This is a genomic window from Sporomusaceae bacterium (genome assembly GCA_031460455.1).
GTDB lineage: Bacteria > Bacillota > Negativicutes > Sporomusales > UBA7701 > Anaeroselena.
The window spans coordinates 246,818-266,303 of record JAVKTQ010000002.1; the positions used below are offsets into that span (position 1 = coordinate 246,818).

A 19,486-nucleotide genomic window follows, 5' to 3' on the forward strand; every position below is an offset into this window, starting at 1 on the left:
TTGAGCGCGATTGAAATTGTATGAAATATAAGGCCGTTCAGTACTGCCCAGATGCTAGGCAGGCCGAGGACGCGCCGCGCCGCGTACTCGCAAGTACGCAAGCAAGCGCCCGCAGGACTAACAACGCAGATGGGCGGTAATCAACGGCCGGTAGCAAGGAGAGAGGAGGGGGGCGATGCGGCTCATAATCAGCGCCGTCACCTGGGACCAATACCTGCGCTCGGGGATGTGCCAGCTGGAACTTGTGCCGGTGGCGGACAAATACGGCTGCGCCGGCATCGAATTCCGCCCCTACTGGCGCAGCTCCATCGAAGAACTTTACGAAATCAAGGACTTCCTGGCCGAATACCAGCTCGAATGCACCTACGCCGCCAACGACTGCCTGCTGGCCGCCACCGACGAAGGCGCCCGCCAGGCGCTCCTGTCGGTGGAAAAAAGCCTTGCCAAAGCCGAGCGGCTTGGAGCCAAGGTATTCCGGCTCCTCTTAGCCGTAGGGCCCGTAGACCGGTCGATGCTCGAAGCCGGCTGGTGGCGGCAGGCGATCAGCCAGCTCATCGACGACGCGGCCGCCAAAGGCATCGTCCTCGCCGTCGAGAACGCCCCCAACCCCACCACCGGCGACGCCGAACTTCTCCGCGACTTAGTCGCCCCGTTCGCCTCGCCGTGGCTCAAAGTCACCTTCGACACCGGCAACTGGCTGCCCGCCGGCTGGGACCCCTTGAAAGCCGCCCACATCCTTGCCGGCCACATCGGCTACGTCCACCTCAAGGACATGGTCAACCGGCCGGACGGCTTCGTGCCCGCCTACCCCGGCGGCGGCGACATGGACTTTGCGGCCATCATTGCCAAGCTGGAACAAACGGGGTATAAGGGCCTATACGCGCTGGAATTCCCCGGCGGCCGCAGCCCGGCATCCAAAGTCAAAGCCAGCCTGAAACATCTGCGCAAGCTAAATTTCGAATGTACCAAATAAAAACAGCCCTGACAGTTGTCAGGGCTGTTTTTCCAGTTCCGGCAGCTACCGGAACATCACAACAATAGTAACGACCGCATAAGCCAGCCCGCAGAAGAGCGCGGCCTGGACGAGATAATCCGAAGTCTTGGCCGGTGTCATAACCGAGCGACGCTTGTAGTAGTGATAGCTGTACATATCCTCTTTCAAGCAGCCTTCACCTCTGATGTAATTTGCTGTAAAATTTCCACACTACATCTCAGTATTCCTGCCGGAAATAAAAATAATTCGCAGATTTTCTTGTCGATTATTGCGCTGAAAAGAGAGGGTTGGCGCCTTTAGGCAGCAGGCCGTCCGCCGCCAGCGCGGCCGCGAACTTCAGCAGCAGCGGGTCGTTGTAGCGTCTGGCCGCGAGCTGCACGCTGAAAGGCAGGCCGGCAGGCGACACCAGCGCAGGGGCGCTGATAACCGGCAGATGCGTGGCCGTCCAGATCAGGGCGGGGTCGCGCGGCTCCGGCTCGTCCCTCAGCGGCGCGTGCCCGGCCGTACTCAGCGAAATCAGGATATCGTATCCGCCCGCGGTGAAGAACGCGTCCATCGACCGGGCCATCGCCAGTTGATCGGCCATCGCCTGCCAGTAGTCCTCGCGGGCGATCGCGTTGCCGTGCCTGATGAGGTCGTTCATGATCGGCGAAACGAGGGAAGCGTTCTTGAACTCCTCCTGGAAGTAATAGGCCAGCGCCCGGTCGTAAACGGTGGCGTGGACCTCGTGGATGCGCTCCAGGCCCGCCGGCAGGTCAGCCTCGGTCACCTCGATCCCGGCCGTGCCGGCCAGCTTCTTCGCCCACTCCAGGAAAGCCTCCCTGGCGTAATCCTTGGCCTCCGGCCAGGTATGAGTCTTTACCAGCGCCACCCGCCAGGGGCGGCCCGCCGGCTTGTCCTGGCGGGCGGGGTCGGTCAGCGCCGCGTCGCTCAGCGGATAATCGCGGCCGTGGACCCTAAGGGCGTCGAAAACCCGCGCCGCGTCCTCCAGGCAGCCGACGAAGAAGCCGACGGTATCGAGGCTGTCGGTCGTCTTCAGCATCCCCGTGCGGGGGATGAGCCCGAACGACGGCTTCATGCCATATACGCCGCAATAACTCGCCGGCCGCACGATCGAGCCGGCGGTCTGCGTCCCCAGGGCTACCGGCGCCATCCCGGCCGCCACCGCCGCCGCCGAACCGCTCGACGACGTACCGGGGTTGCGCAGGCGGTCATGGGGATTCTCGGTCTTCCCCAGCGTATGGACGGCGAACTCGGCAGTAACCGTCTTACCGGGCACGAGCGCCCCGGCCCGCTTGGCGTGAAACACCACCCGCGCGTCGTTGCCGGGGGTGAAGCCCTCCCACAGCGGGCTGCCCATCTGAGTCGGGAACTCGGCTGTATTGATGATATCCTTGACGCCGACCGGCGCCCCTTCGAGAGCCCGCACCGCCTCGCCGGCCATCAGCCGTTTCTCCGTCTCGCGGGCGGCGGCCAGGTACTTTTCGGCGTCGTAGCACACCCACGCCTTGCAGACCGGCTCGGCCTTCTCCACCTGGGCGATATACAGGCGGGCGATCTCCACCGGGCTGAATTTGCGCTGCCGGTACCCGTCGACGATCTCCCGCACGCTCAGACCCAACGTAGCCATCTCCTCCACCGTCATTCCCCCTTCCGGCCCGCGCCGCCGTCCGTCTTGCGCCTGACATCCGCGATGAACTGCTGCACGAACGGCTTCATCGTCCGCCGCCGCGACGGGTCCTTGGGCGTCACCGGGATGTCGGTGTCCTTCAGCTTCGGCACCCTAAGCCCCTTCATCGTCGCGTAAAACTCCTCCTCAGGCATGCCGGTCGTTTCCAGGTAATAATCTAGCGCCTCCGGCCGCTCGGAATCGTACTCGTTCGCCAGCGCGAAGCCCTCCTCGCGGGTCACCAGCCCGGTGCGCACATCCACACTGGCGTGGAAGGTCGCCCGGCCATAGCCGCGCTTGAGGTAACAGGTGAAATCGTGGACGCCCGGCATCATGCACTCCGCGCTCTTATAGCGCTTATACGTCCCCTCGATATCGACCTCTTTCCAGCCGTAGTTATCGCGGACGAACTCCGTCTGCCGCTCGTCGTCCCAGAAAATATAATCGCCGAGATGGATGCCGTGCAGGCCGACCCGCTCGCATTCCTCCAGGGTGGGGATATTAAAAGGATATAGATCCCGCTCGGAAAGATAGCTGCACACCATCTCCGACGGCTTCAGCTTGGCGGACACCTTCGTGAAATACTCGCGGTCGAACTTCTTCACCGGATTGAAATACGAAGCCCGTCCCGAAGACTCGGCGATCGACTCGCCCCAGATGAGCAGCGGGATGTTGAACTTCACCGCGATATGCAGCGGAAAAGCGCCCACCCCGGCGTGGCAGTGCCAGCAGGAATCGCCGATCCCCGACAGCGACCGGCGCGCCATCCGGTTCACCAGATCGCGGTTGGGGGTGAACATCATATGGTCGACGTTAAACTGCTCCAGCGAGTTCACCAGGTTATACCAGCCGATCTCGCTGTACCAGTTGTGGCTGAAAGTCACCGCCAGCGGCTTCATGCCGTAGACCTTCGTAAGCACATGGAGCTGGAAGGTGCTGTCCTTGCCGCCGCTGATGGGGATGATGCAGTCGTAATTATTGCCCGCCTTGGCCTTGGCGTCCTCCAGCAGGCGCCTCAGCTCCTTCTCCCGCTCGACCCAGTTGATATGGATCTTCTGCTCGGAAGACTGGCACGCCTGGCAGATACCCAGGTCGTCGAAAATAAGTCCCTCCTGCGTCTCCGGCATACAGCACCTGACGCAGTATTGCAGGTGGCCGAACCTGGGCTCAGTTTTGCCTGTCGTCATTGTCGCGGCTCCTTCCTTGTCTGATAGCGCTCATCGGCTGGCGAACAGCCGGACTATTTCCGGATAAGGTAGGGTCATTTTCCGGCCGCCCGGCGGAATACATGAGAAGACCGTCCTACCGGCCAGCAGCGCGATCACCATCGCCATGCTGTCGCAGCCCGCCACCCAGTCCGCCCAGGCGCAGTCGGCGGCCAGCGGCGCGCCGGCGCTCTCCGTAAGCGGCAAGGCGTCGGCAAATTTCGCGGTCACGGCTGCGTACTTGCCGGCGCTCTCCGCCGGATGAAGACGGACACGGACCTCTTCCACCGGCACAGCCTCGCGGACGAGATGCTCCAGGTACCCCGCCAGCGCCTCGTACTCGGTGTAGCCCCAATAATCGGCCCGGCCATATTGCATCGTTCGCGGTTCGCAGATATAAAGAACGCGCTTGCCGTTGCTCCGCCGGGGCGGCGACGCGGCCTCCCTGAAGGCCGCGACCGCGTCCGCGAAATAGCGGTTGGGTTCCAGCACCACCGGCACGGACGGAAAAACCTGCCGCGCCAGGCGGTACGCATGCTTGTCCCCCGCCCACAGCTCGTCCGGCAGCACGGGGGCGCCATCCAGCACGAACCGCTCGCGGTAATTCGTCCAGTGGTCGAGATACGCCGCCACCCTCACGCCGGCCGCCTTCGCCGCAGCAATCGCCCGCCGCTCCAGATCCGACCCCCAGCCGGTGCCGGTCAGCACCCGGTCATAGCCAGCCACGGCGGCGAACGCCTCCTCCGGCGCCGTCAGGGCGATATCGCCCAGCCTCGCCCGGAACACCTTCACCGCCGGCCCGGCCAGCGCGAAAGCCACCCGGGAGCAGTCGCCCCCGGCAGCCTGCCGCAGCCAGGCGGCGACAACTTCGGCGCCGCCGGCGTCATGGGCGGCGACCAGCAGCCTACCGTCCGGCCAAAAACTCATCCTTCAGCACCCCGTATTCCCACACATCGGCGTACTCGCCGTTCAGAAAAAGCGCCTGGCGGCGGACGCCCTCCCGCACCATGCCGAGAGCTGCGGCCAGCTTCTGCATGCCGGTGTTGCCGGCCGCCGTCCCGCAGTACACGCGGTGCAGATTGAGCTTCATAAACCCGTGGCGCAGCAGCAGCTCGCCCGCCTCGCGGGCGTAGCCCCTGCCCCAGTACTCCTTCTCGCCCATCAGCACCGCAAACTCGGCGCTGCGGTTAATATAATCGATGGCCTGCAGGCTCATGTTGCCGATATGGCGGCCGCTCGCCAGGTCGACCACCGCCCACACCACCTTCGAGCGGTCGCCGGCCAGCGCGTCGATGTAGGCCGTCAGCTCCGGCAGCCGCTTGGGGAATGTGCCGTGGGAATTATAGCGGCAGACCTCGGCGTCGCGGAACCACAGCGGATAGCCGCCCTCCAGGTCGGCCCGTTCCAGGGCGCGCACGCCCAGCCGGTCCGTCCGGTAGATAAAGCAATTGTCGGTCGCCGTCATCTCAGTCCCTCCATGCCGCGCCATACCTTGCGGAAAGCGCCGATAACCAGGGCCGTCTCCTCGTCGGAATACTCGTGCAGGCAGGGCTGCAGGCCGATCATCGCCGACCCGTGCAGCCGTTCCGCCACCGGGCATATGCCCCGCGCATAGGAAACGTTCCCCTTATAAATCTCCGGCACCCAGGGGAAGCCCTTGGCGCCGTAAGCGATCTTGCGCTGGTAGATGGGGAGGAGGTGGATATTGGTATAGCCGCGCATCAACCCCGGCACCCCTTCGGCTCTGAGAGCCTCGATCAGCCGGTCGCGGGGCACGCCGAGCACAGCCTCGTCGACCGTCAGCGCATATACGTAATAAACATGAGTGCAGTCCTTTTGGACTACCGGCGTCTTCAGTCCGGCCAGGCCGGCCAGCCCCTCGGTCAGGCGTTCGCCGGCCGCGCTCTTGGATGCCGCCAGGCGCTTGAGTTTTTTCAGCTGCTCCAGGCCGATGGCGGCCTCGATCTCGCCCATGCGGAAGTTGAAGCCCACCAGGTTGGCCAGATTGTCGGGCTCCTTGCCGGCGGCCACCGCCTCGGCGTGATTGCGGATGAGCTGCATCCTCTCCGCCAGCGCGGCGTCGTTCGTCACGCACATCCCGCCCTCGCCGGTGTGGATATGCTTGTGGTAGTTGAAGCTGAACACGCCGATATCGGCGACCGTGCCGACGTAGCGGCCGCGGTAAAAGGCGCCCGGCGCCTGGGCGGCGTCCTCGACCACCTTGAGCCCGTATTTGCGGGCGATCGCCATGATGGCGTCCAGGTCGGCCGCCTGGCCGAATATATCGGGCACCACGATCGCCTTCGTCAGCGGCGTGATGTTCTTTTCAATGCTCGCCAGGTCGAGGTTGAAGGTGTCGGCGTCGATATCGGCGAACACCGGCACCGCGTTCCAGACGAGGATGGCGGTCGCCGACGCCGACATCGTCCAGGGGCTGACGATCACCTCGTCGCCCGGTTCGATGCCGATCGCCCCCAGGGCTGCCATCAGCCCGGACGTCGCCGAGTTGACGGACACGGCGTGGCTGACGCCGAAATACGCCGCCCAGGCCGCCTCGAACTCCTTCACCTTGACGCCGCCGTAAAAATCCTCCGACCAGGCGCCGATGAACTTCGACAACACCCCGCTCTCGACCACCGCCTTGGCGGCCTGGGGCTCCTCCGGTCCGTACGGGTTATAGCGCTTGAATTCGCCGTCGATCGTCTTTGGACCGCCCAACAGAGCAAGTTTATCGCTCACTTATCTCGCCTCCCTGCAAAGTTCCCTGACAGCCTCCACCGCCGCCAGCGTCGTCAGCGCCGTTTCGCCTGTCGAGGCGAGCGGCGCGCCGCCGTCGAGCGTCCGGTAGAGGGCTTCGGTCACGTGGGCCTGGTAGCGGTAGAAATCGGTCGCGATCTCCGTCCCGCGCTCCGCCAGCACCGTATAGCCGGCGAAAGTGGGGTGGGGGACGGTAGTGCGGACGCTGATCCGCGCGCCGCCATTTTCATAATTGACGCACCCGCCGGTGCCCATCAGCGCGATCTCCTTCACCGAGAAACACGCCTCGCGGCCGGCCAGGAAATAGACATCGACAGCCCCGAACGACAGGACGAAATCCGGCTCCGGGTCAGGGCCCGGCTCGGTCCCCGGGCTCAGCAGCCTGACAGCCGTCACCGGTCCGAGGAGGAAGATCAGCAGATCGATGAAATGCGATCCGTTGTTGGCAAGGCCCTTGGAATACCACACCGTGCCTTTGTATATCTCGCCGCAGCGGCCGGCGGCGAGCGCCGCCTTCAGGGCCAGCACGCCGGGCTCGAACCGCCGGATGTAATTGACCAGCAGCAGCGTGCCCTTATCCTTCGCCAGCGCCGTAATCGCCGCCGCGTCCCGCAGCGTGCCGCCCAGCGGCTTCTCGGCCAGCACCGCCCGCGGCCCATGGGAAACAACCTCTTCGAAAACTTCGCGGTGGCTGGCGGTCGGCACCGCCACCGACACCACCGCCGGCCGGCAGGAGGCCATCATCGCGCTCATCGTCGCGAAAGCCGGGCGGCCGTACTTGGCCGTGAACCGCTCGCGGGCCGCCGCGCTGCCGTCCACCCCCGCCGCCAGTTCGAAGCCGGGGTGGAAATGGAACCCGGCGGCATGGGTCAACACGCGCGAATCGTCGGCGGCGTCGTAGTCGTATCCCAGGCCGATGCTGCCCAGGCCCACGACCGCCGCCTTGTACCTATTCATGGAGGCCCTTCCGCCGCACCGTCCGGTTGATATCCACCCATTCGGGATGCACATCCGCCAGCAGGGTGATGACCTCGCGGCAGCCGAACAGCCGGTCGGGGGCGAAGTATTCGATGATCTTCTTCAGCAGCTCGTAGTCGGCCCGCTCGTCGAGGGTCAGGCCCAGCTCGGGCCAGTCCATGTCCGGCGAGGCGACCAGGTGGAGCTGGGGGAAGATATCGGGGTTGAGGCGCATGTGGCGGCTGACGTGTTCGCGGTCGAGCGGCTCCTCGGTCATGGCAAACGACTTCTTCAGCGTATCCAGGCGGAAAACCTGCGTATCCATGCCCACCGGGTAGGAACGCACCTGGACGTTGCTGGCGTATGCGCACGGGTTGTTAAGGAACAGCCTGACCGTCTGCTCGACGACCTGCGGGTCGATGATCGGACAATCGCCGGTTATCTCGACGACGATATCGGCGTCCACCGATTCCGCCGCGCCGATCACCCGCGCCATAACATCCTCCTCGCTGCCGCGGAAACAGGCCACTCCTTGGGCCGCGGCGTAAGCGGCCAGCACGTCGTCCTGGCGGTTGACCGTCGTCGCCACCACGATAGCGTCCAGAGACGGCGCCTTTTTCAGGCGTCCGATAAGGTGTCCGAGCATCGGCAGGCCGTCAGCCTCCAGCAGCACCTTGCCCGGCAGGCGGGACGAAGTCATGCGGGCCTCGATCGTTGCGACAATCTTCATGGCGCACCCCTTTTAGAAAAAATATCGCGCAGCCGCGGCCCCGTCAGCGGAGGCAGTCCCAGGTCAGTGGCGTGCCTTTCGCCAGGTCGCGACCGGCCAGGCGGCCGAGGACCAGATCGTAATACTTCGGCGCCAGCCCGTAACCGGGCCGGATGCAGCGGATGTTGTCGGCGGTAAGCGTCTCGCCGGCCTTGATATCGCGGGCCACATACAGCGACCGCCGGAAGCGGCGCGAGCTCTCCTCGCTCGCCGACAGGCCGTAGCTCACCTGCCCCAGGCTCTGCCAGGCCCGCTCCGTCTCGACGGCCAGGGCGGCCAACTCGGCCGGCTCGAGGGAAAAGGCCGAATCGACGCCGCCGTCGGCGCGGCTGAGGGTAAAATGCTTCTCGATAACCGTCGCCCCCAGGGCCACCGAAGCGACGGCCGCGCCGATGCCCATCGTGTGGTCGGACAGCCCCGTCTGGCAGCCGAACAGGTCGCGCATATGGGGAATTGTCAGGATGTTGGAATTCTCGGGGGTCGACGGATAACTACTCGTGCACTTGAGGAGGATGATCTCGCCGCTGCCGGCGTCGCGCAGCGTCCGCACCGCCTCGTCCAGCTCGGCGATCGACGCCATGCCGGTCGACACTATCACCGGCTTGCCGAGCGAGCCCACCTTGCGGAGCAGGGGGATGTCGCTATTCTCGAACGACGCGATCTTATAGCAGGGCACAGCCAGTTCCTCGAGGAAATCGACCGACGAAGCGTCGAACGGCGTGCTGAACCCGACCAGCCCCAGCTCGCGGCAGAGATCGAGGATGGGCTTGTGCCACTCCCACGGGGTGTAGGCCTGCTGATAGAGCCTGTACAGGCTGTTGCCCTTCCACAGGCTGTTGCTGTCGCGGATGACGAAGTCGTCCCGGTCGGTCACGTCGAGGGTCATGGTATCGGCGGTATAGGTCTGGATCTTCAGGCCGTCGGCCCCCGCCCGGGCGGCGGCGCGCACGATGTCCAGGGCCCGGTCCAGCGACTGGTTGTGGTTGCCGGACATCTCGGCCACGATGAAAGGCTTGTGGCCCGCGCCGATCTTCCGGCCGGCGATGGTAACGTCGTTCATCTCGTCACTCCCTGTCGCGGTATATCTTCACGATGTATTTGCAGCCGTTATGCTCGAACCAGGCCGGATAGGCCTCGTTGTCGACCGCCCGCAGCAGATTGAACTGCGCGGCCAGCGGCTTATCCGCGTCCAGCCTGCTGTCGGCCGGCGTCCGCTTCCGGTAGAAGCTGGGTTCGCCCTCCTGGGGAGTACGTCCGGCGACGATATCGGGATACTCGTCGGCGAACCGCAGGCACAGCCTGATTGTCGCGTCCGCCAGGGCGGGCTTCATTTCGTCCATAAGCTCGCAGCCCGCGAATTCGAGCGTCTCGGCGGCATAGATGTCGCCGCTGTCCAGTGCGGGCGCCGCCTCGAACATCGTCACCGGGATGCTGTTGACCCCGGCCGCGATCTGCCAGTTGAGCGGCGACCAGCCCCGCCCCTTCGGCAGGGCGCTGGCGTGGACGACGATATTGTGGCGGTTTTTCGCCAGGACGGCCGGCGGGGCGATCTCCCCGCAGCCGAGCAGGAAGACCCAGTCGCCGGCGGGGATATCCTTCACCTTGTGCACCCAGCCGACAGTGTGGCCCCGCGCCTCGAAAGCGGCGGCCAGCGCCGGGATGCGGTCGTTCATCCAGTATTTGGCATCTGTAACGATTGTAATTTTATACTTGGCAAAGCCCAAAGCCCTTACCACCCTTTCCGTGCCATAGCCGTCGACCACCTTGGCGGCCTTGGCGGACATGCTCCTTACCGCCGCCGGGTCGGCGAGCAGCCTGCCGAGCGCGGCCGCGATATCGCCGGCGCTCACCTCCGCAGCCTTCCCCAGATAAAGCAGCGCGCCCGCGTCCGCCGCGGCGGCGGCGATCGGCTCCTGATTGGCGGCGAGGGAGGTGCAGATGGCGGGCAGCCCCAGCGCGCAGCGCTCCCAGGTGGCTGTCCCGCAGCCGCCGATCGCCAGGTCGGCCCCGGCCATAAGCGCGGCCATCGCCGTCGTCTGCCGGTGGACCGTCGCCCCCGGCAGCCCGGCGCACAGTCTTTCGATATCCTCGCCGTGCGGGTTGCTTGCCCCCAGCACCACATCCACATTCAAGTCGGCGCATGTCAGCGCGATCGCCGCCAGCGCCTTGCCGGTCTCGTTACCCTCATCGCCGCCGCCGAAAAACACCAGCAGGCGGCGGACAATGCCGTCGCGCCGCCCCAGCCCGCTGCGGAGAGCGGCGAATTCGGGGCGGAGGAGCGTGTAGGCCGTGCCGAGCAGCAGCGTACACGCGGCGGGCGTCAGTGCCCGGTATTCGCGCGGCGGATCGCCGGCCAGGTTTTGGTCGAGCAGGAAATCGCAGTCGTGGCGGCGGTTGCCGAGATCGTCGATCGCCAGCAGCCGGCCGGCCAGATGGTTCATTTTCTTTTCCCAGCGCTCGTCGAGCGCGTAGTGGTCGACCACCAGCAGCTCGACCGGTCCGGCGGCCTTCAATATCGCGGCCGTCTCGGCGGCGTCCGTCTCCCGCGGTGCGCCCAGCAGCCGTTCGTACTCGTCCGCACCGTCGGCGACCGGGCGGTGGGGGAGGGTATGCGCCTTATAGCCCCGGCCGGTCACGGCGGCGATAATGTTGCCCGGCAGGTCGCGGCAGACGAACGACACGGCGTAGCCGCGCCCGGCGAGAGCGTCGGCCAGCGTCAGGCACCGCATGATATGGCCGCTGCCGAGAGCGGTCGACGAATCGGCGCGGAAGACCGCCTGCTTGCTGGTCACATTCAGCCTTCTTTCTGCCTGATATGCTCGTTGATCGCGCTCCACCCCGGATTGGCGGCCAGCAGGTCCAGGCAGTCCTCCAGGGTAAAGGCGGGATTGTGCGAATAAAGCGCGGTCAGCATCTTCTCGATCAGCATAAAATCCTCGGGGGTGTCGACCGTCCAGCGATGACCGCTGGCGTCGCAGCCGTAGCTGAGGTTGGCGGCCGGGAAGCGTACGTTCTCCCGGCGGATAAAAGGAGTGACATGCTCGCGGTCGCCAGGGAGGACGGCCTCGGCGTGAGCGGCCGCCAGGGCGGAAAAAGGAAAAACCTCGGTATCCATCCCCCGCGGATATGTCCGCGCGCCGATGTTCGAGGCGTAGGCGTAGCGGGGGTAATTATCCTCATACAGGGCGATGACCTGGTCGATCACCGCCGGGTCGATCAGCGGGCAATCCGACGTCACCCGCACGACCGTGTCGGCGCCGTGCTCGGCGGCGGCGAAATAGTAGCGGGACAGCACATCGTTCTCCGAGCCACGGAAGCAGGGCACGCCCAGACGGGCGCACAGCGCCGCCACCGGCTCGTCGGCGGCGTTGACCGTCGTAGCGATCACGACCGTCCCCGCCCGCCGCACCCTCGCCAGCCGCTCGAGCTGGTATGCCAGCAGCGGCTTGCCGAGGACCTCCTTCAAAATCTTGCCCGGCAGGCGGGTCGAAGTCATGCGGGCCTGGACGATAATCGCCGTCCTCATGCCAGCACCTTCGCGAGCGTCGCCGCCACATAGTCCTGCTGTTCGTCGCTCAGGCCGAAATACATCGGCAGGCTGATCGCCTCGGCGTAGTACCGCTCGGCGGCCGGAAAATCGCCCGCCCTGAAGCCGAGGCCCTGATAATACGGCTGCGTATGCACGGGGATATAATGAAGGTTCACGCCGATGCCCGCGGCGCGGAGCTCCTCGAATACCTGGCGGTGGCTCTTGGCGATTTTATCGAGCTTAAGCCGCACCACATACAGGTGCCAGGCCGAGGCGTCCTTCTCCCGCTGCCACGGCAGCGTCAGCGGCAGGCCGCCGAGCAGCGCGTCGTAGCGCGCCGCCAGCGCCCGCCGGCGGGCCACGAATTCGTCGATCCTCGCCAGTTGGCTGGCTCCCAGCGCTGCCTGGATATCGGTCATGCGGTAATTATAGCCCAGGCCGATCTGCTCGTAGTACCACGGCCCGTGGCTTTCGCCCGCCATCTTGGCGGTATCGCGGGTTATGCCGTGGCTGCGCAGCAGCACCAGCCGCTCGTACAGCTCGCGGTTATTGGTCGTAATCATGCCGCCCTCGCCGGACGTGATGATCTTCACGGCGTGGAAACTGAACACCGTCATAGCGGCGTAGCGGCATGCCCCGATCTTGTCGCCCCGGTAAGTAGCGCCGATGGCGTGCGAAGCATCCTCGATAACCGAAAAACCAAAATCTTGCGCAAGGGCGGCGATCCGCTCCATGGCGCAAGACTGACCGGAAAAATCTACAGGCACGACGGCCTTGGGCAGCCGGCCGCCCTCGCGGGCGCGGGCCAGCTTGTCCGCCAGCTCGGCCTCGCTCATGTTGTAAGTCGTTGCGTCGATATCGACGAAATCCACGTCAGCCCCGCAGTACAGGGCGCAATTCGCCGACGCCACGAACGTATTGGGCGTCGTCCACACCGCATCGCCGTGGCCGACGCCGGCCGCCAGGCAGGCAATATGCAGCGCCGAAGTCGCGCTGTTCACCGCCACGGCGTATTTGGCGCCGCAATACGCGGCCACCGCCTGCTCGAACCGCTCCACCGCCGGCCCCTGAGTCAGCCAGTCCGAATTGAGCGCCTCCGTCACCGCCGCCACGTCGGCGGCGTCGATATTTTGCCGGGCATAGGGAATAGGCTTCATTATTTCAGCAGCCCCCTCAGTTCGTCGACAGTCAGGAATGTGGGGTTTGTGCCGGAATTATACTCGAACCCCGGCTCGACCGGGGCGCCCTGTTCGCCGATGGCATTGGCCGAATAGTCCACCGCCTCCGCGAAGGTAATCGTCGGCTTGATCACATAGTGGTCGGCGAACTCCACCGTCAGGTGCGAGTCGTCGGCCGGGCACATCGTCTCGTGCAGCTTCTCGCCGGGACGGATGCCGACGATCTGCGTGGGCATCCCCGGAGCGATCCCCTCCGCCAGATCGGTGATCAGCATCGACGGAATCTTGGGCACGAAAATCTCCCCGCCCTGCATGCGGGCAAAAGCCTTCAGCACGAACGCCACCCCCTGGTCGAGGGTGATCCAGAACCGCGTCATGCGCGGGTCGGTTATCGGCAGCGATTTCTCGCCGCGGCTCATCAGCGCCTTGAAAAACGGGATCACCGAGCCGCGCGACCCGATGACATTGCCGTAGCGGACGACCGCAAAGCGGGTGTTGTTCCCGCCGGCGATATTGTTGGCGGCCACAAAAAGCTTGTCAGACACCAGCTTGGTCGCCCCGTACAGATTGATGGGCGTCGCCGCCTTGTCGGTCGACAGCGCCACAACCTTCCCGACCCCGCTGTCGATGGCGGCCTTGATGACATTCTCCGCCCCGTTGATATTAGTCTTGATGCACTCCATCGGGTTATACTCGGCCGCCGGCACCTGCTTCAGCGCCGCGGCGTGGATGACGAAATCGACGCCGCTCATCGCCTGCTTGAGGCGCTCCACGTCGCGGACGTCGCCGATGAAGTAGCGCATCGGCTTGGCGTTATACTCCTGCTGCATCTCGAACTGCTTCAGTTCGTCGCGCGAAAAAACAATCAGGCGCTTGGGGAAATAATTCGCCAGGATCGACCTGACGCAATGTCGGCCGAAAGAGCCCGTACCGCCGGTGATTAGAATCGATTTGCCATTAAACATTCTGTAACCACCTCTGAATTTGATCACACAATTTATATCGTAGCGAAAATCGGTAAACATTAGGCGAACGGCGAAGATAATTGTCCGAATTTGTTGCCAAATACTTCGTCAGAATGAGCCGATTCCCCTGCCTGCCGCGCTTAAAAAACACGATAGTTAATATTATATGTTAACTATCGCCGCCATCAGCGCGCCTTTGCGGCAAAATCGCCGCAAATAAAAGGGATTGGCGGCAAAACCGGCGAATACCGCCACGATAAAAGTACGCACGGACGGAGAATACGGCATGCAGGCGCTAACAGGCACAGTCGACAGCATAGTATATCGCAGCGACGGCGACGACTTCACCGTCTTCCGGCTCGTGCCGGCGCGGGAAAACGCCCCCGTCAGCGTCGTCGGCAACTTTCCCGTGCCCCTCGTCGGTGAAGAGCTTGAGCTCACCGGCGACTGGGTCGAGCACAACCGTTTCGGGAGGCAGTTTAAAGCCGTCTCCTGCCGCCGCATGGCGCCCTCCACCGTCAAAGGCATCGAACGCTTCCTCGCCTCCGGCGCCATCAAAGGCATCGGCCCGGCCACCGCCGCCCGCATGGTCGCCCGCTTCGGCGACCGCACCCTGGAAATGCTTGAGAACTACCCCCACCGCCTCACCGAAATCGAAGGCATCGGCGCCAAAAAAGCCGCCGTCATCCGCACCTCCTTCGCCGAGCACTCCGACCTCCGCGAAATCATGCTCTTCCTCGAAACCCACGGCGTCACCGGGGCGTACGCCGGCAGAATATACAAGCACTACGGCGGGGCCGCCCTCGACGTCCTCAAGGATAACCCCTACCAACTCGCCGCCGAAGTAGACGGCATCGGCTTCCGCACCGCCGACCACATCGCCGTCGCCCTCGGCCGCGACATGAACGACCCCGCCCGGCTGACCGCCGGCATCGAATACGCCCTCCTCCAGACCGCCCAGACCGGCCACTGCTGCCTGCCGGAAGACACCCTCGTCCAGGAAAGCGCCAAACTCCTCGGCGCGCCCGCCCTCGACATCGCCGTCTGCCTCGCCGGCCTCGTGCGCGACAACCTGCTCCACACCGAAGACTTCCAGGGCGCCACCCTCATCTACCCCGGCCTCCTCTACCACGCCGAAACCCAGGTCGCCGCCCGCCTCAGGAAACTCCGGGAACGAGCCGTCCCCGCCAGGAGCGGCGACGCCGAACAGGCGGTGGCAGCCTGGGAAGAAAGCGAAGGGGTCACCCTCGCCGCCGCTCAGCGCGAAGCGGTCGCCGCCTCCCTCCGCCACGGCGTCCTCGTCCTCACCGGCGGGCCAGGCACCGGCAAAACCGTCACCGTCAAAGGCATCCTCGCCGTCCTCGCCGAGCAGGGCTTCAAAATCCTCCTCGGCGCGCCCACCGGCCGGGCCGCCAAACGCCTCAGCGAAGCCTGCGGCCGCGAAGCCGCCACCATCCACCGCCTCCTCGAAGCCACCGGCGGCCGCGAAGGCGCGCCCTTATTCATGCGCGACGAGCGCAACCCCCTCGACGCCGACGTCGTAATAATCGACGAAGCCTCCATGATCGACATCACCCTCATGTACTACCTCCTCAGAGCCGTACCCGAAGGCTGTCGCTTCGTCCTCGTCGGCGACGTCGACCAACTGCCCGCCGTCGGCCCCGGCAACGTCCTCAAAGACATCATCCGCTCAGGCACCGTCCCCGTCGTGCGCCTCAGCGAAGTCTTCCGCCAGGCCGGCGAAAGCGTCATCGTCGTCAACGCCCACCGCATCAACCGCGGCCTCTTCCCCGACGTCCGCTCCAGCACCGACTTCCAGTTCCGCGAAGTCGCCGACGAAGCGGCCGTCGCCGCCGCCATCGTAAAACTGTGCGGTGAAGAACTGCCGGCCGCCGGTCTCGATCCCCTTGCCGACATCCAGGTCCTGTCGCCCATGCACCGCCAGCCGTGCGGCGTCGAAAACCTCAACCGCCTCCTCCAGGCCGCCCTCAACCCCCCGTCGCCCGCCCGGCCCCCGGTCGGCGCCGGCGCCCTCCGCCAGGGCGACAAAGTCATGCAGACCCGCAACAACTACGGCAAAGGCGTCTTCAACGGCGACATCGGCTACATAATCGGCGCCGACAGCGGCATCGCCGTCGTCCGCTACCCCGACGGCGACGTCCTCTACGAAAAAGCCGAAATCGACGAACTCGTCCTCGCCTACGCCATGAGCGTCCACAAAAGCCAGGGCAGCGAATACCCCGCCGTCGTCATGCCGCTCGTCGCCGGCCACTACGTCATGCTTCAGCGCAACCTCCTCTACACCGCCGTCACCCGCGCCAAGCAGCGCGTCATCCTCCTCGGCGCCAAAGCCGCCCTCAACACCGCCCTCGCCAACGACCGCACCCGGCGGCGCTACTCGCTGCTCGCCGAGCGCCTCAGGGGTGAGGACCTGTGCTGACCGACTGGTGGGCGGCTCTCCTCGACATAATCTACCCGCCCCGCTGCCCCGTCTGCCGGCGGCCGGTCGCCGTCCACGGCGCCTGGTGCCCCGCCTGCCTCGCCCCCGTCCTCGCCGGCCACGAACTCAACCTCGTCGGCCGCCGCCTCGCCGCCCTCGCCTCCTGCCGGGTGGTGTGCGACTACGCCGCCGGCGTCAAAACCCTCCTCCACCGGCTCAAATTCCGCGGCGGCGCCCGCGCCGCCGTCCCGCTTGCCTGGCTGCTCGCCGCCCGCCCTGACGGCCTCCGCCTCGGCGGCATCCAGGCCGTAGTCCCTGTGCCCCTGCACCCCGGCCGCCTTGCCGAACGGGGCTACAACCAGACCGAACTCATCTTCCGCCGCTGGGCGGAGCAGCAGGGCTGGCCGTGGTGCGAAGCCCTCATCCGCACCCGCCCCACCGCCCCCCAGTGGGAACTTCCGCCCGCCGAACGCCGCCGCAACGTCAGAGGCGCCTTTGCCCTCGCGCGCCCCGAAGCCGTCCGCGGCAAAACAATCCTCCTCGTCGACGACATCGTCACCACCGGCGCGACAATCAACGAATGCGCCAAGGTGCTGAGAAGGGGAGGGGCCGCTAAAATTCACGCCCTCGCCCTGGCGGGTGGAGATTACGGCCGCTGATAAACCGCCATCCGCGGCGCACCCGCACAGAAGCCGCACTCATATTTTCGACGCGACAGCTATATATTGTTAAGAAGGCGCCTATCCGCCTGCGCGCTTTAATTCAAAATCCGCCAGCAGGGAGGTGGCGCATGGAATTCGGCGAAATCCGGGAAATCATCGACGGTCTCGGACTTACAGAAGAAATACCGCCGCACGAAATCCCCGAACTGGAACTATACATGGACCAGGTGCTGGAATTTCTCAACGCCAGATTGGACTGGCTCAAGAGAGAAGAACTAGACAAAGGCTTAACGAAAATGATGATAAACAACTATACCAAGGCTCAACTGCTGATACCGCCGAAAAACCGCAAATACGGAAAACACCACATAATGCTCCTGATTCTGATATGCCAGTTGAAAAGCGTCCTTTCAATCGAAGATATAAAAACGCTCTTCTCGCCGATACTTAACGACATCACCACCCCGGACGACGATGTAATCCCGCTGGAAAAAATCTATACGATCTTCTTGGAGCTGCAACGCGAGCAATTTAGCGACTTTCAGGAAATATTCGCCGAAAAGGCCAAATATATCGAAAACAAATTGGCGGAAATCGAAACTCCCCATCAGAAAACAGCCAAAATGTTTTTAGTTGTGCTGATGTTGGTCGCCCAGGCCGGCGTATCAAAACGGCTGGCGGAAAAAATAATCGACGCCTATTTTCCCAAACCCGGACAAATAACCACAACGGGGAGCATTTGAGATATGCGGCAGTGTAAAACCGACAACACCGCCGCATATCTTTTTTATGACTATATCTGGCGGTTTGCAATGCCACCAATTGCCGTCCGCCACTCCCCGCAAGGAAAATTGCCCGAAAAAAAGAAAAAGCCGTGCGGCATGAAAATACCGTCGCCTTTCAAAAACGGGCGAATACAATAAAGCATAAAATGATGGCAAAGGAGAGAAACAACGGTGGTTAGGCTGGGGATACTGGGGTACTCCAAACTCGCCGCTATAAACGGGGAAGTTTACGATCTTGCAAAAGCGGCGCAAGAAGCGAAAGGCGTCTTCAAAGAACTGGGCCCGGTGGAACTTGTAGGCTGCGTGACCTGTAACGGCTATCCGGGAAAAAGGATAATAGACGGCGCCAGACTGTTGGCAAAATGGGGGGCGGACATCATCGCCTTCTCGGCCGGCGGCAAAATAGGCGCCGGCGAGTATAGCCGGCATAACGAGCGCATCCTCAAAGAGCTTTCCGAGCAGATGCGGACGACGATTATTATCGACTGCGGCCGCGGCATCGGCGTTTAGCCCGCTCTGCCGTCGCCATCACGCCCGCGCCTGCCGGGAATAACACGAAGAGAGGTGTTGCGGTTGAGCTTCGATGTAGCGGTGCTATACCTAGCGCTAACAGTGGGCTGGATAACGGCCACCATCTTTCGGTGCAACGCCATCCTTGCCCGGTGGAAATCCCCGGATGAGGCCGGAAAGCGCGGCAGCCATAGCTGAGAGCGCCGGCCTTCGTCCAACCCCCTATTTCGCAATAAAGCCCCGGGTGCTTTGCCAGCACCCGGGGCTTTATACAGTCCTACTTATCCCAGCGAATCCACGAACGCGCGGACCACATCGTGGTCGAACGCCGTCCCGGAATGGTCGTGCAGCTCGCGCACCGCTTCCTTCTTCGTCTTCACCCAATGCTGAGTGCAGGGATTGATGAACCGGTCGTAGTGGTTGGCCACCGCGATGATGCGGGCGCCGAGGGGGATATTGACCCCCTTGAGGCGTTTCGGGTACCCCTGACCGTCCCAGCGCTCGTGATGGTACCTTATATAAGGCACGATCTCCTGGCAGGCGGGGATATTCTCCAGCATCGCGCTGCCGGCGCTGCAATGGTTCTTATACACGCTCAGCTCCCGCGTCGACAGATACGGCAGCTTCGCCAGCACCGCGTTGGGCACAGTCAACTGACCGACATCGTGAAGGATGGCGGCAACCCTGATACGCTCGATCTCATCCCGCGGCAAACGCATCTTGGCGGCTATGCTGACGGCATAGTTCGCCACTTGCTGGCTGTGCAGGTAGAGCTTGGGGTTCTTTAATTCTATCAGCCGCATCAGGATGGGAACGATCTCCTGAAGCGTCTCGGCGGCATTGGCGCCGTTTTCCACAGCCTGCATAAGGGTAAGCATATACACGGAGGAACGACCTTCCCGCTTCAGAGTCAAGCCAAGTCAAGTATAAGCCAAGTCAAGTATATTTTAATTTAGCTACAAATGAAGATTATCCTGCCGCGCTCAGAAAAAAAACCGGCGGCAAAGCAAATTAGGGCTAAAGACCTAGCACTTTTTGTCGGATATGTTATAATTTCCATAGAAAG

At 63.8% G+C, this 19,486-nt stretch carries 19 protein-coding genes; 5 read left to right on the forward strand and 14 right to left on the reverse strand.

Features of this window, described 5'->3' with window-relative positions:
- Positions 1–175: 175 nt before the first annotated feature.
- Entirely contained in the window at positions 176–973 is a 798-nt protein-coding gene (locus tag RIN56_05760; GenBank protein ID MDR7866306.1) for a sugar phosphate isomerase/epimerase family protein, read from the forward strand.
- A 45-nt stretch (positions 974–1,018) separates the two neighbouring features.
- Here RIN56_05760 and RIN56_05765 read toward each other — a convergent pair whose 3' ends face one another.
- The 13 genes from RIN56_05765 to pseB all read right to left on the reverse strand — a co-directional run bounded on the left by RIN56_05765 (position 1,019) and on the right by pseB (position 14,023).
- The gene (locus RIN56_05765; GenBank protein MDR7866307.1) at positions 1,019–1,162 is read right to left on the reverse strand and encodes a hypothetical protein; all 144 of its coding nucleotides are present in this window, start codon (positions 1,160–1,162) and stop codon (positions 1,019–1,021) included.
- Between the two features lie 97 nt (positions 1,163–1,259).
- Complete coding sequence (locus RIN56_05770) at positions 1,260–2,624, reverse strand: amidase (GenBank protein ID MDR7866308.1); 1,365 nt, start codon at positions 2,622–2,624, stop codon at positions 1,260–1,262.
- Positions 2,625–2,635: 11 nt separating this feature from the next.
- Positions 2,636–3,850, reverse strand: a complete 1,215-nt coding sequence (locus RIN56_05775; GenBank protein ID MDR7866309.1) for an N-acetyl sugar amidotransferase — start codon at positions 3,848–3,850, stop codon at positions 2,636–2,638.
- A gap of 30 nt (positions 3,851–3,880) precedes the next feature.
- On the reverse strand, positions 3,881–4,795 hold the full coding sequence (locus RIN56_05780) for a hypothetical protein (GenBank protein MDR7866310.1): 915 nt from the start codon (positions 4,793–4,795) through the stop codon (positions 3,881–3,883).
- Positions 4,773–5,333: a GNAT family protein gene (locus tag RIN56_05785; GenBank protein ID MDR7866311.1), complete on the reverse strand. Its 561-nt coding sequence runs from the start codon at positions 5,331–5,333 to the stop codon at positions 4,773–4,775. Before RIN56_05785 ends, RIN56_05780 begins: the two co-directional genes overlap by 23 nt.
- Positions 5,330–6,607, reverse strand: coding sequence for a DegT/DnrJ/EryC1/StrS family aminotransferase (locus RIN56_05790; protein MDR7866312.1), 1,278 nt, complete (start codon positions 6,605–6,607; stop codon positions 5,330–5,332). The genes RIN56_05785 and RIN56_05790 overlap by 4 nt, the downstream gene beginning before the upstream one ends.
- A complete protein-coding gene (locus RIN56_05795; GenBank protein MDR7866313.1) occupies positions 6,608–7,582 on the reverse strand; it encodes a Gfo/Idh/MocA family oxidoreductase in 975 nt (324 codons plus the stop codon).
- Positions 7,575–8,312: a glycosyltransferase family protein gene (locus tag RIN56_05800; GenBank protein ID MDR7866314.1), complete on the reverse strand. Its 738-nt coding sequence runs from the start codon at positions 8,310–8,312 to the stop codon at positions 7,575–7,577. The genes RIN56_05795 and RIN56_05800 overlap by 8 nt, the downstream gene beginning before the upstream one ends.
- 43 nt (positions 8,313–8,355) lie before the next feature.
- The gene (gene pseI, locus RIN56_05805) at positions 8,356–9,411 is read right to left on the reverse strand and encodes a pseudaminic acid synthase (protein MDR7866315.1); all 1,056 of its coding nucleotides are present in this window, start codon (positions 9,409–9,411) and stop codon (positions 8,356–8,358) included.
- 4 nt (positions 9,412–9,415) lie between these two features.
- Entirely contained in the window at positions 9,416–11,143 is a 1,728-nt protein-coding gene (pseG, locus tag RIN56_05810) for a UDP-2,4-diacetamido-2,4,6-trideoxy-beta-L-altropyranose hydrolase (GenBank protein ID MDR7866316.1), read from the reverse strand.
- 2 nt (positions 11,144–11,145) lie between these two features.
- Positions 11,146–11,877, reverse strand: coding sequence for a glycosyltransferase family protein (locus tag RIN56_05815; GenBank protein MDR7866317.1), 732 nt, complete (start codon positions 11,875–11,877; stop codon positions 11,146–11,148).
- Complete coding sequence (gene pseC / locus RIN56_05820; protein ID MDR7866318.1) at positions 11,874–13,037, reverse strand: UDP-4-amino-4,6-dideoxy-N-acetyl-beta-L-altrosamine transaminase; 1,164 nt, start codon at positions 13,035–13,037, stop codon at positions 11,874–11,876. The genes RIN56_05815 and pseC overlap by 4 nt, the downstream gene beginning before the upstream one ends.
- The gene (pseB, locus tag RIN56_05825; protein MDR7866319.1) at positions 13,037–14,023 is read right to left on the reverse strand and encodes a UDP-N-acetylglucosamine 4,6-dehydratase (inverting); all 987 of its coding nucleotides are present in this window, start codon (positions 14,021–14,023) and stop codon (positions 13,037–13,039) included. Before pseB ends, pseC begins: the two co-directional genes overlap by 1 nt.
- A gap of 286 nt (positions 14,024–14,309) precedes the next feature.
- On the opposite strand from pseB, the gene RIN56_05830 reads away from it, so the two are divergent.
- The 4 genes from RIN56_05830 to RIN56_05845 all read left to right on the forward strand — a co-directional run bounded on the left by RIN56_05830 (position 14,310) and on the right by RIN56_05845 (position 18,420).
- Complete coding sequence (locus RIN56_05830; GenBank protein ID MDR7866320.1) at positions 14,310–16,463, forward strand: ATP-dependent RecD-like DNA helicase; 2,154 nt, start codon at positions 14,310–14,312, stop codon at positions 16,461–16,463.
- On the forward strand, positions 16,457–17,122 hold the full coding sequence (locus RIN56_05835; protein ID MDR7866321.1) for a ComF family protein: 666 nt from the start codon (positions 16,457–16,459) through the stop codon (positions 17,120–17,122). Before RIN56_05830 ends, RIN56_05835 begins: the two co-directional genes overlap by 7 nt.
- 131 nt (positions 17,123–17,253) lie before the next feature.
- Entirely contained in the window at positions 17,254–17,868 is a 615-nt protein-coding gene (locus tag RIN56_05840; GenBank protein ID MDR7866322.1) for a DUF1836 domain-containing protein, read from the forward strand.
- 213 nt (positions 17,869–18,081) lie between these two features.
- Positions 18,082–18,420, forward strand: coding sequence for a CGGC domain-containing protein (locus RIN56_05845; GenBank protein ID MDR7866323.1), 339 nt, complete (start codon positions 18,082–18,084; stop codon positions 18,418–18,420).
- A 281-nt stretch (positions 18,421–18,701) separates the two neighbouring features.
- On the opposite strand, the gene RIN56_05850 is transcribed toward RIN56_05845, so the two are convergent.
- Positions 18,702–19,298 (reverse strand): HD domain-containing phosphohydrolase, encoded by a 597-nt coding sequence (locus tag RIN56_05850; GenBank protein ID MDR7866324.1) that lies wholly within the window; start codon positions 19,296–19,298, stop codon positions 18,702–18,704.
- Between the last annotated feature and the right edge of the window lie 188 nt (positions 19,299–19,486).

Coding starts and splice junctions, on each gene's coding strand:
- RIN56_05760 (MDR7866306.1), top strand. CDS start 176: ATGCGGCTCATAATCAGCGCCGTCACCTGGGACCAATACCTGCGCTCG.
- RIN56_05770 (MDR7866308.1), bottom strand. CDS start 2,624: ATGGCTACGTTGGGTCTGAGCGTGCGGGAGATCGTCGACGGGTACCGG.
- RIN56_05775 (MDR7866309.1), bottom strand. CDS start 3,850: ATGACGACAGGCAAAACTGAGCCCAGGTTCGGCCACCTGCAATACTGC.
- RIN56_05780 (MDR7866310.1), bottom strand. CDS start 4,795: ATGAGTTTTTGGCCGGACGGTAGGCTGCTGGTCGCCGCCCATGACGCC.
- RIN56_05785 (MDR7866311.1), bottom strand. CDS start 5,333: ATGACGGCGACCGACAATTGCTTTATCTACCGGACGGACCGGCTGGGC.
- RIN56_05795 (MDR7866313.1), bottom strand. CDS start 7,582: ATGAATAGGTACAAGGCGGCGGTCGTGGGCCTGGGCAGCATCGGCCTG.
- RIN56_05800 (MDR7866314.1), bottom strand. CDS start 8,312: ATGAAGATTGTCGCAACGATCGAGGCCCGCATGACTTCGTCCCGCCTG.
- pseI (MDR7866315.1), bottom strand. CDS start 9,411: ATGAACGACGTTACCATCGCCGGCCGGAAGATCGGCGCGGGCCACAAG.
- RIN56_05815 (MDR7866317.1), bottom strand. CDS start 11,877: ATGAGGACGGCGATTATCGTCCAGGCCCGCATGACTTCGACCCGCCTG.
- pseC (MDR7866318.1), bottom strand. CDS start 13,037: ATGAAGCCTATTCCCTATGCCCGGCAAAATATCGACGCCGCCGACGTG.
- pseB (MDR7866319.1), bottom strand. CDS start 14,023: ATGTTTAATGGCAAATCGATTCTAATCACCGGCGGTACGGGCTCTTTC.
- RIN56_05830 (MDR7866320.1), top strand. CDS start 14,310: ATGCAGGCGCTAACAGGCACAGTCGACAGCATAGTATATCGCAGCGAC.
- RIN56_05840 (MDR7866322.1), top strand. CDS start 17,254: ATGGAATTCGGCGAAATCCGGGAAATCATCGACGGTCTCGGACTTACA.
- RIN56_05850 (MDR7866324.1), bottom strand. CDS start 19,298: ATGCTTACCCTTATGCAGGCTGTGGAAAACGGCGCCAATGCCGCCGAG.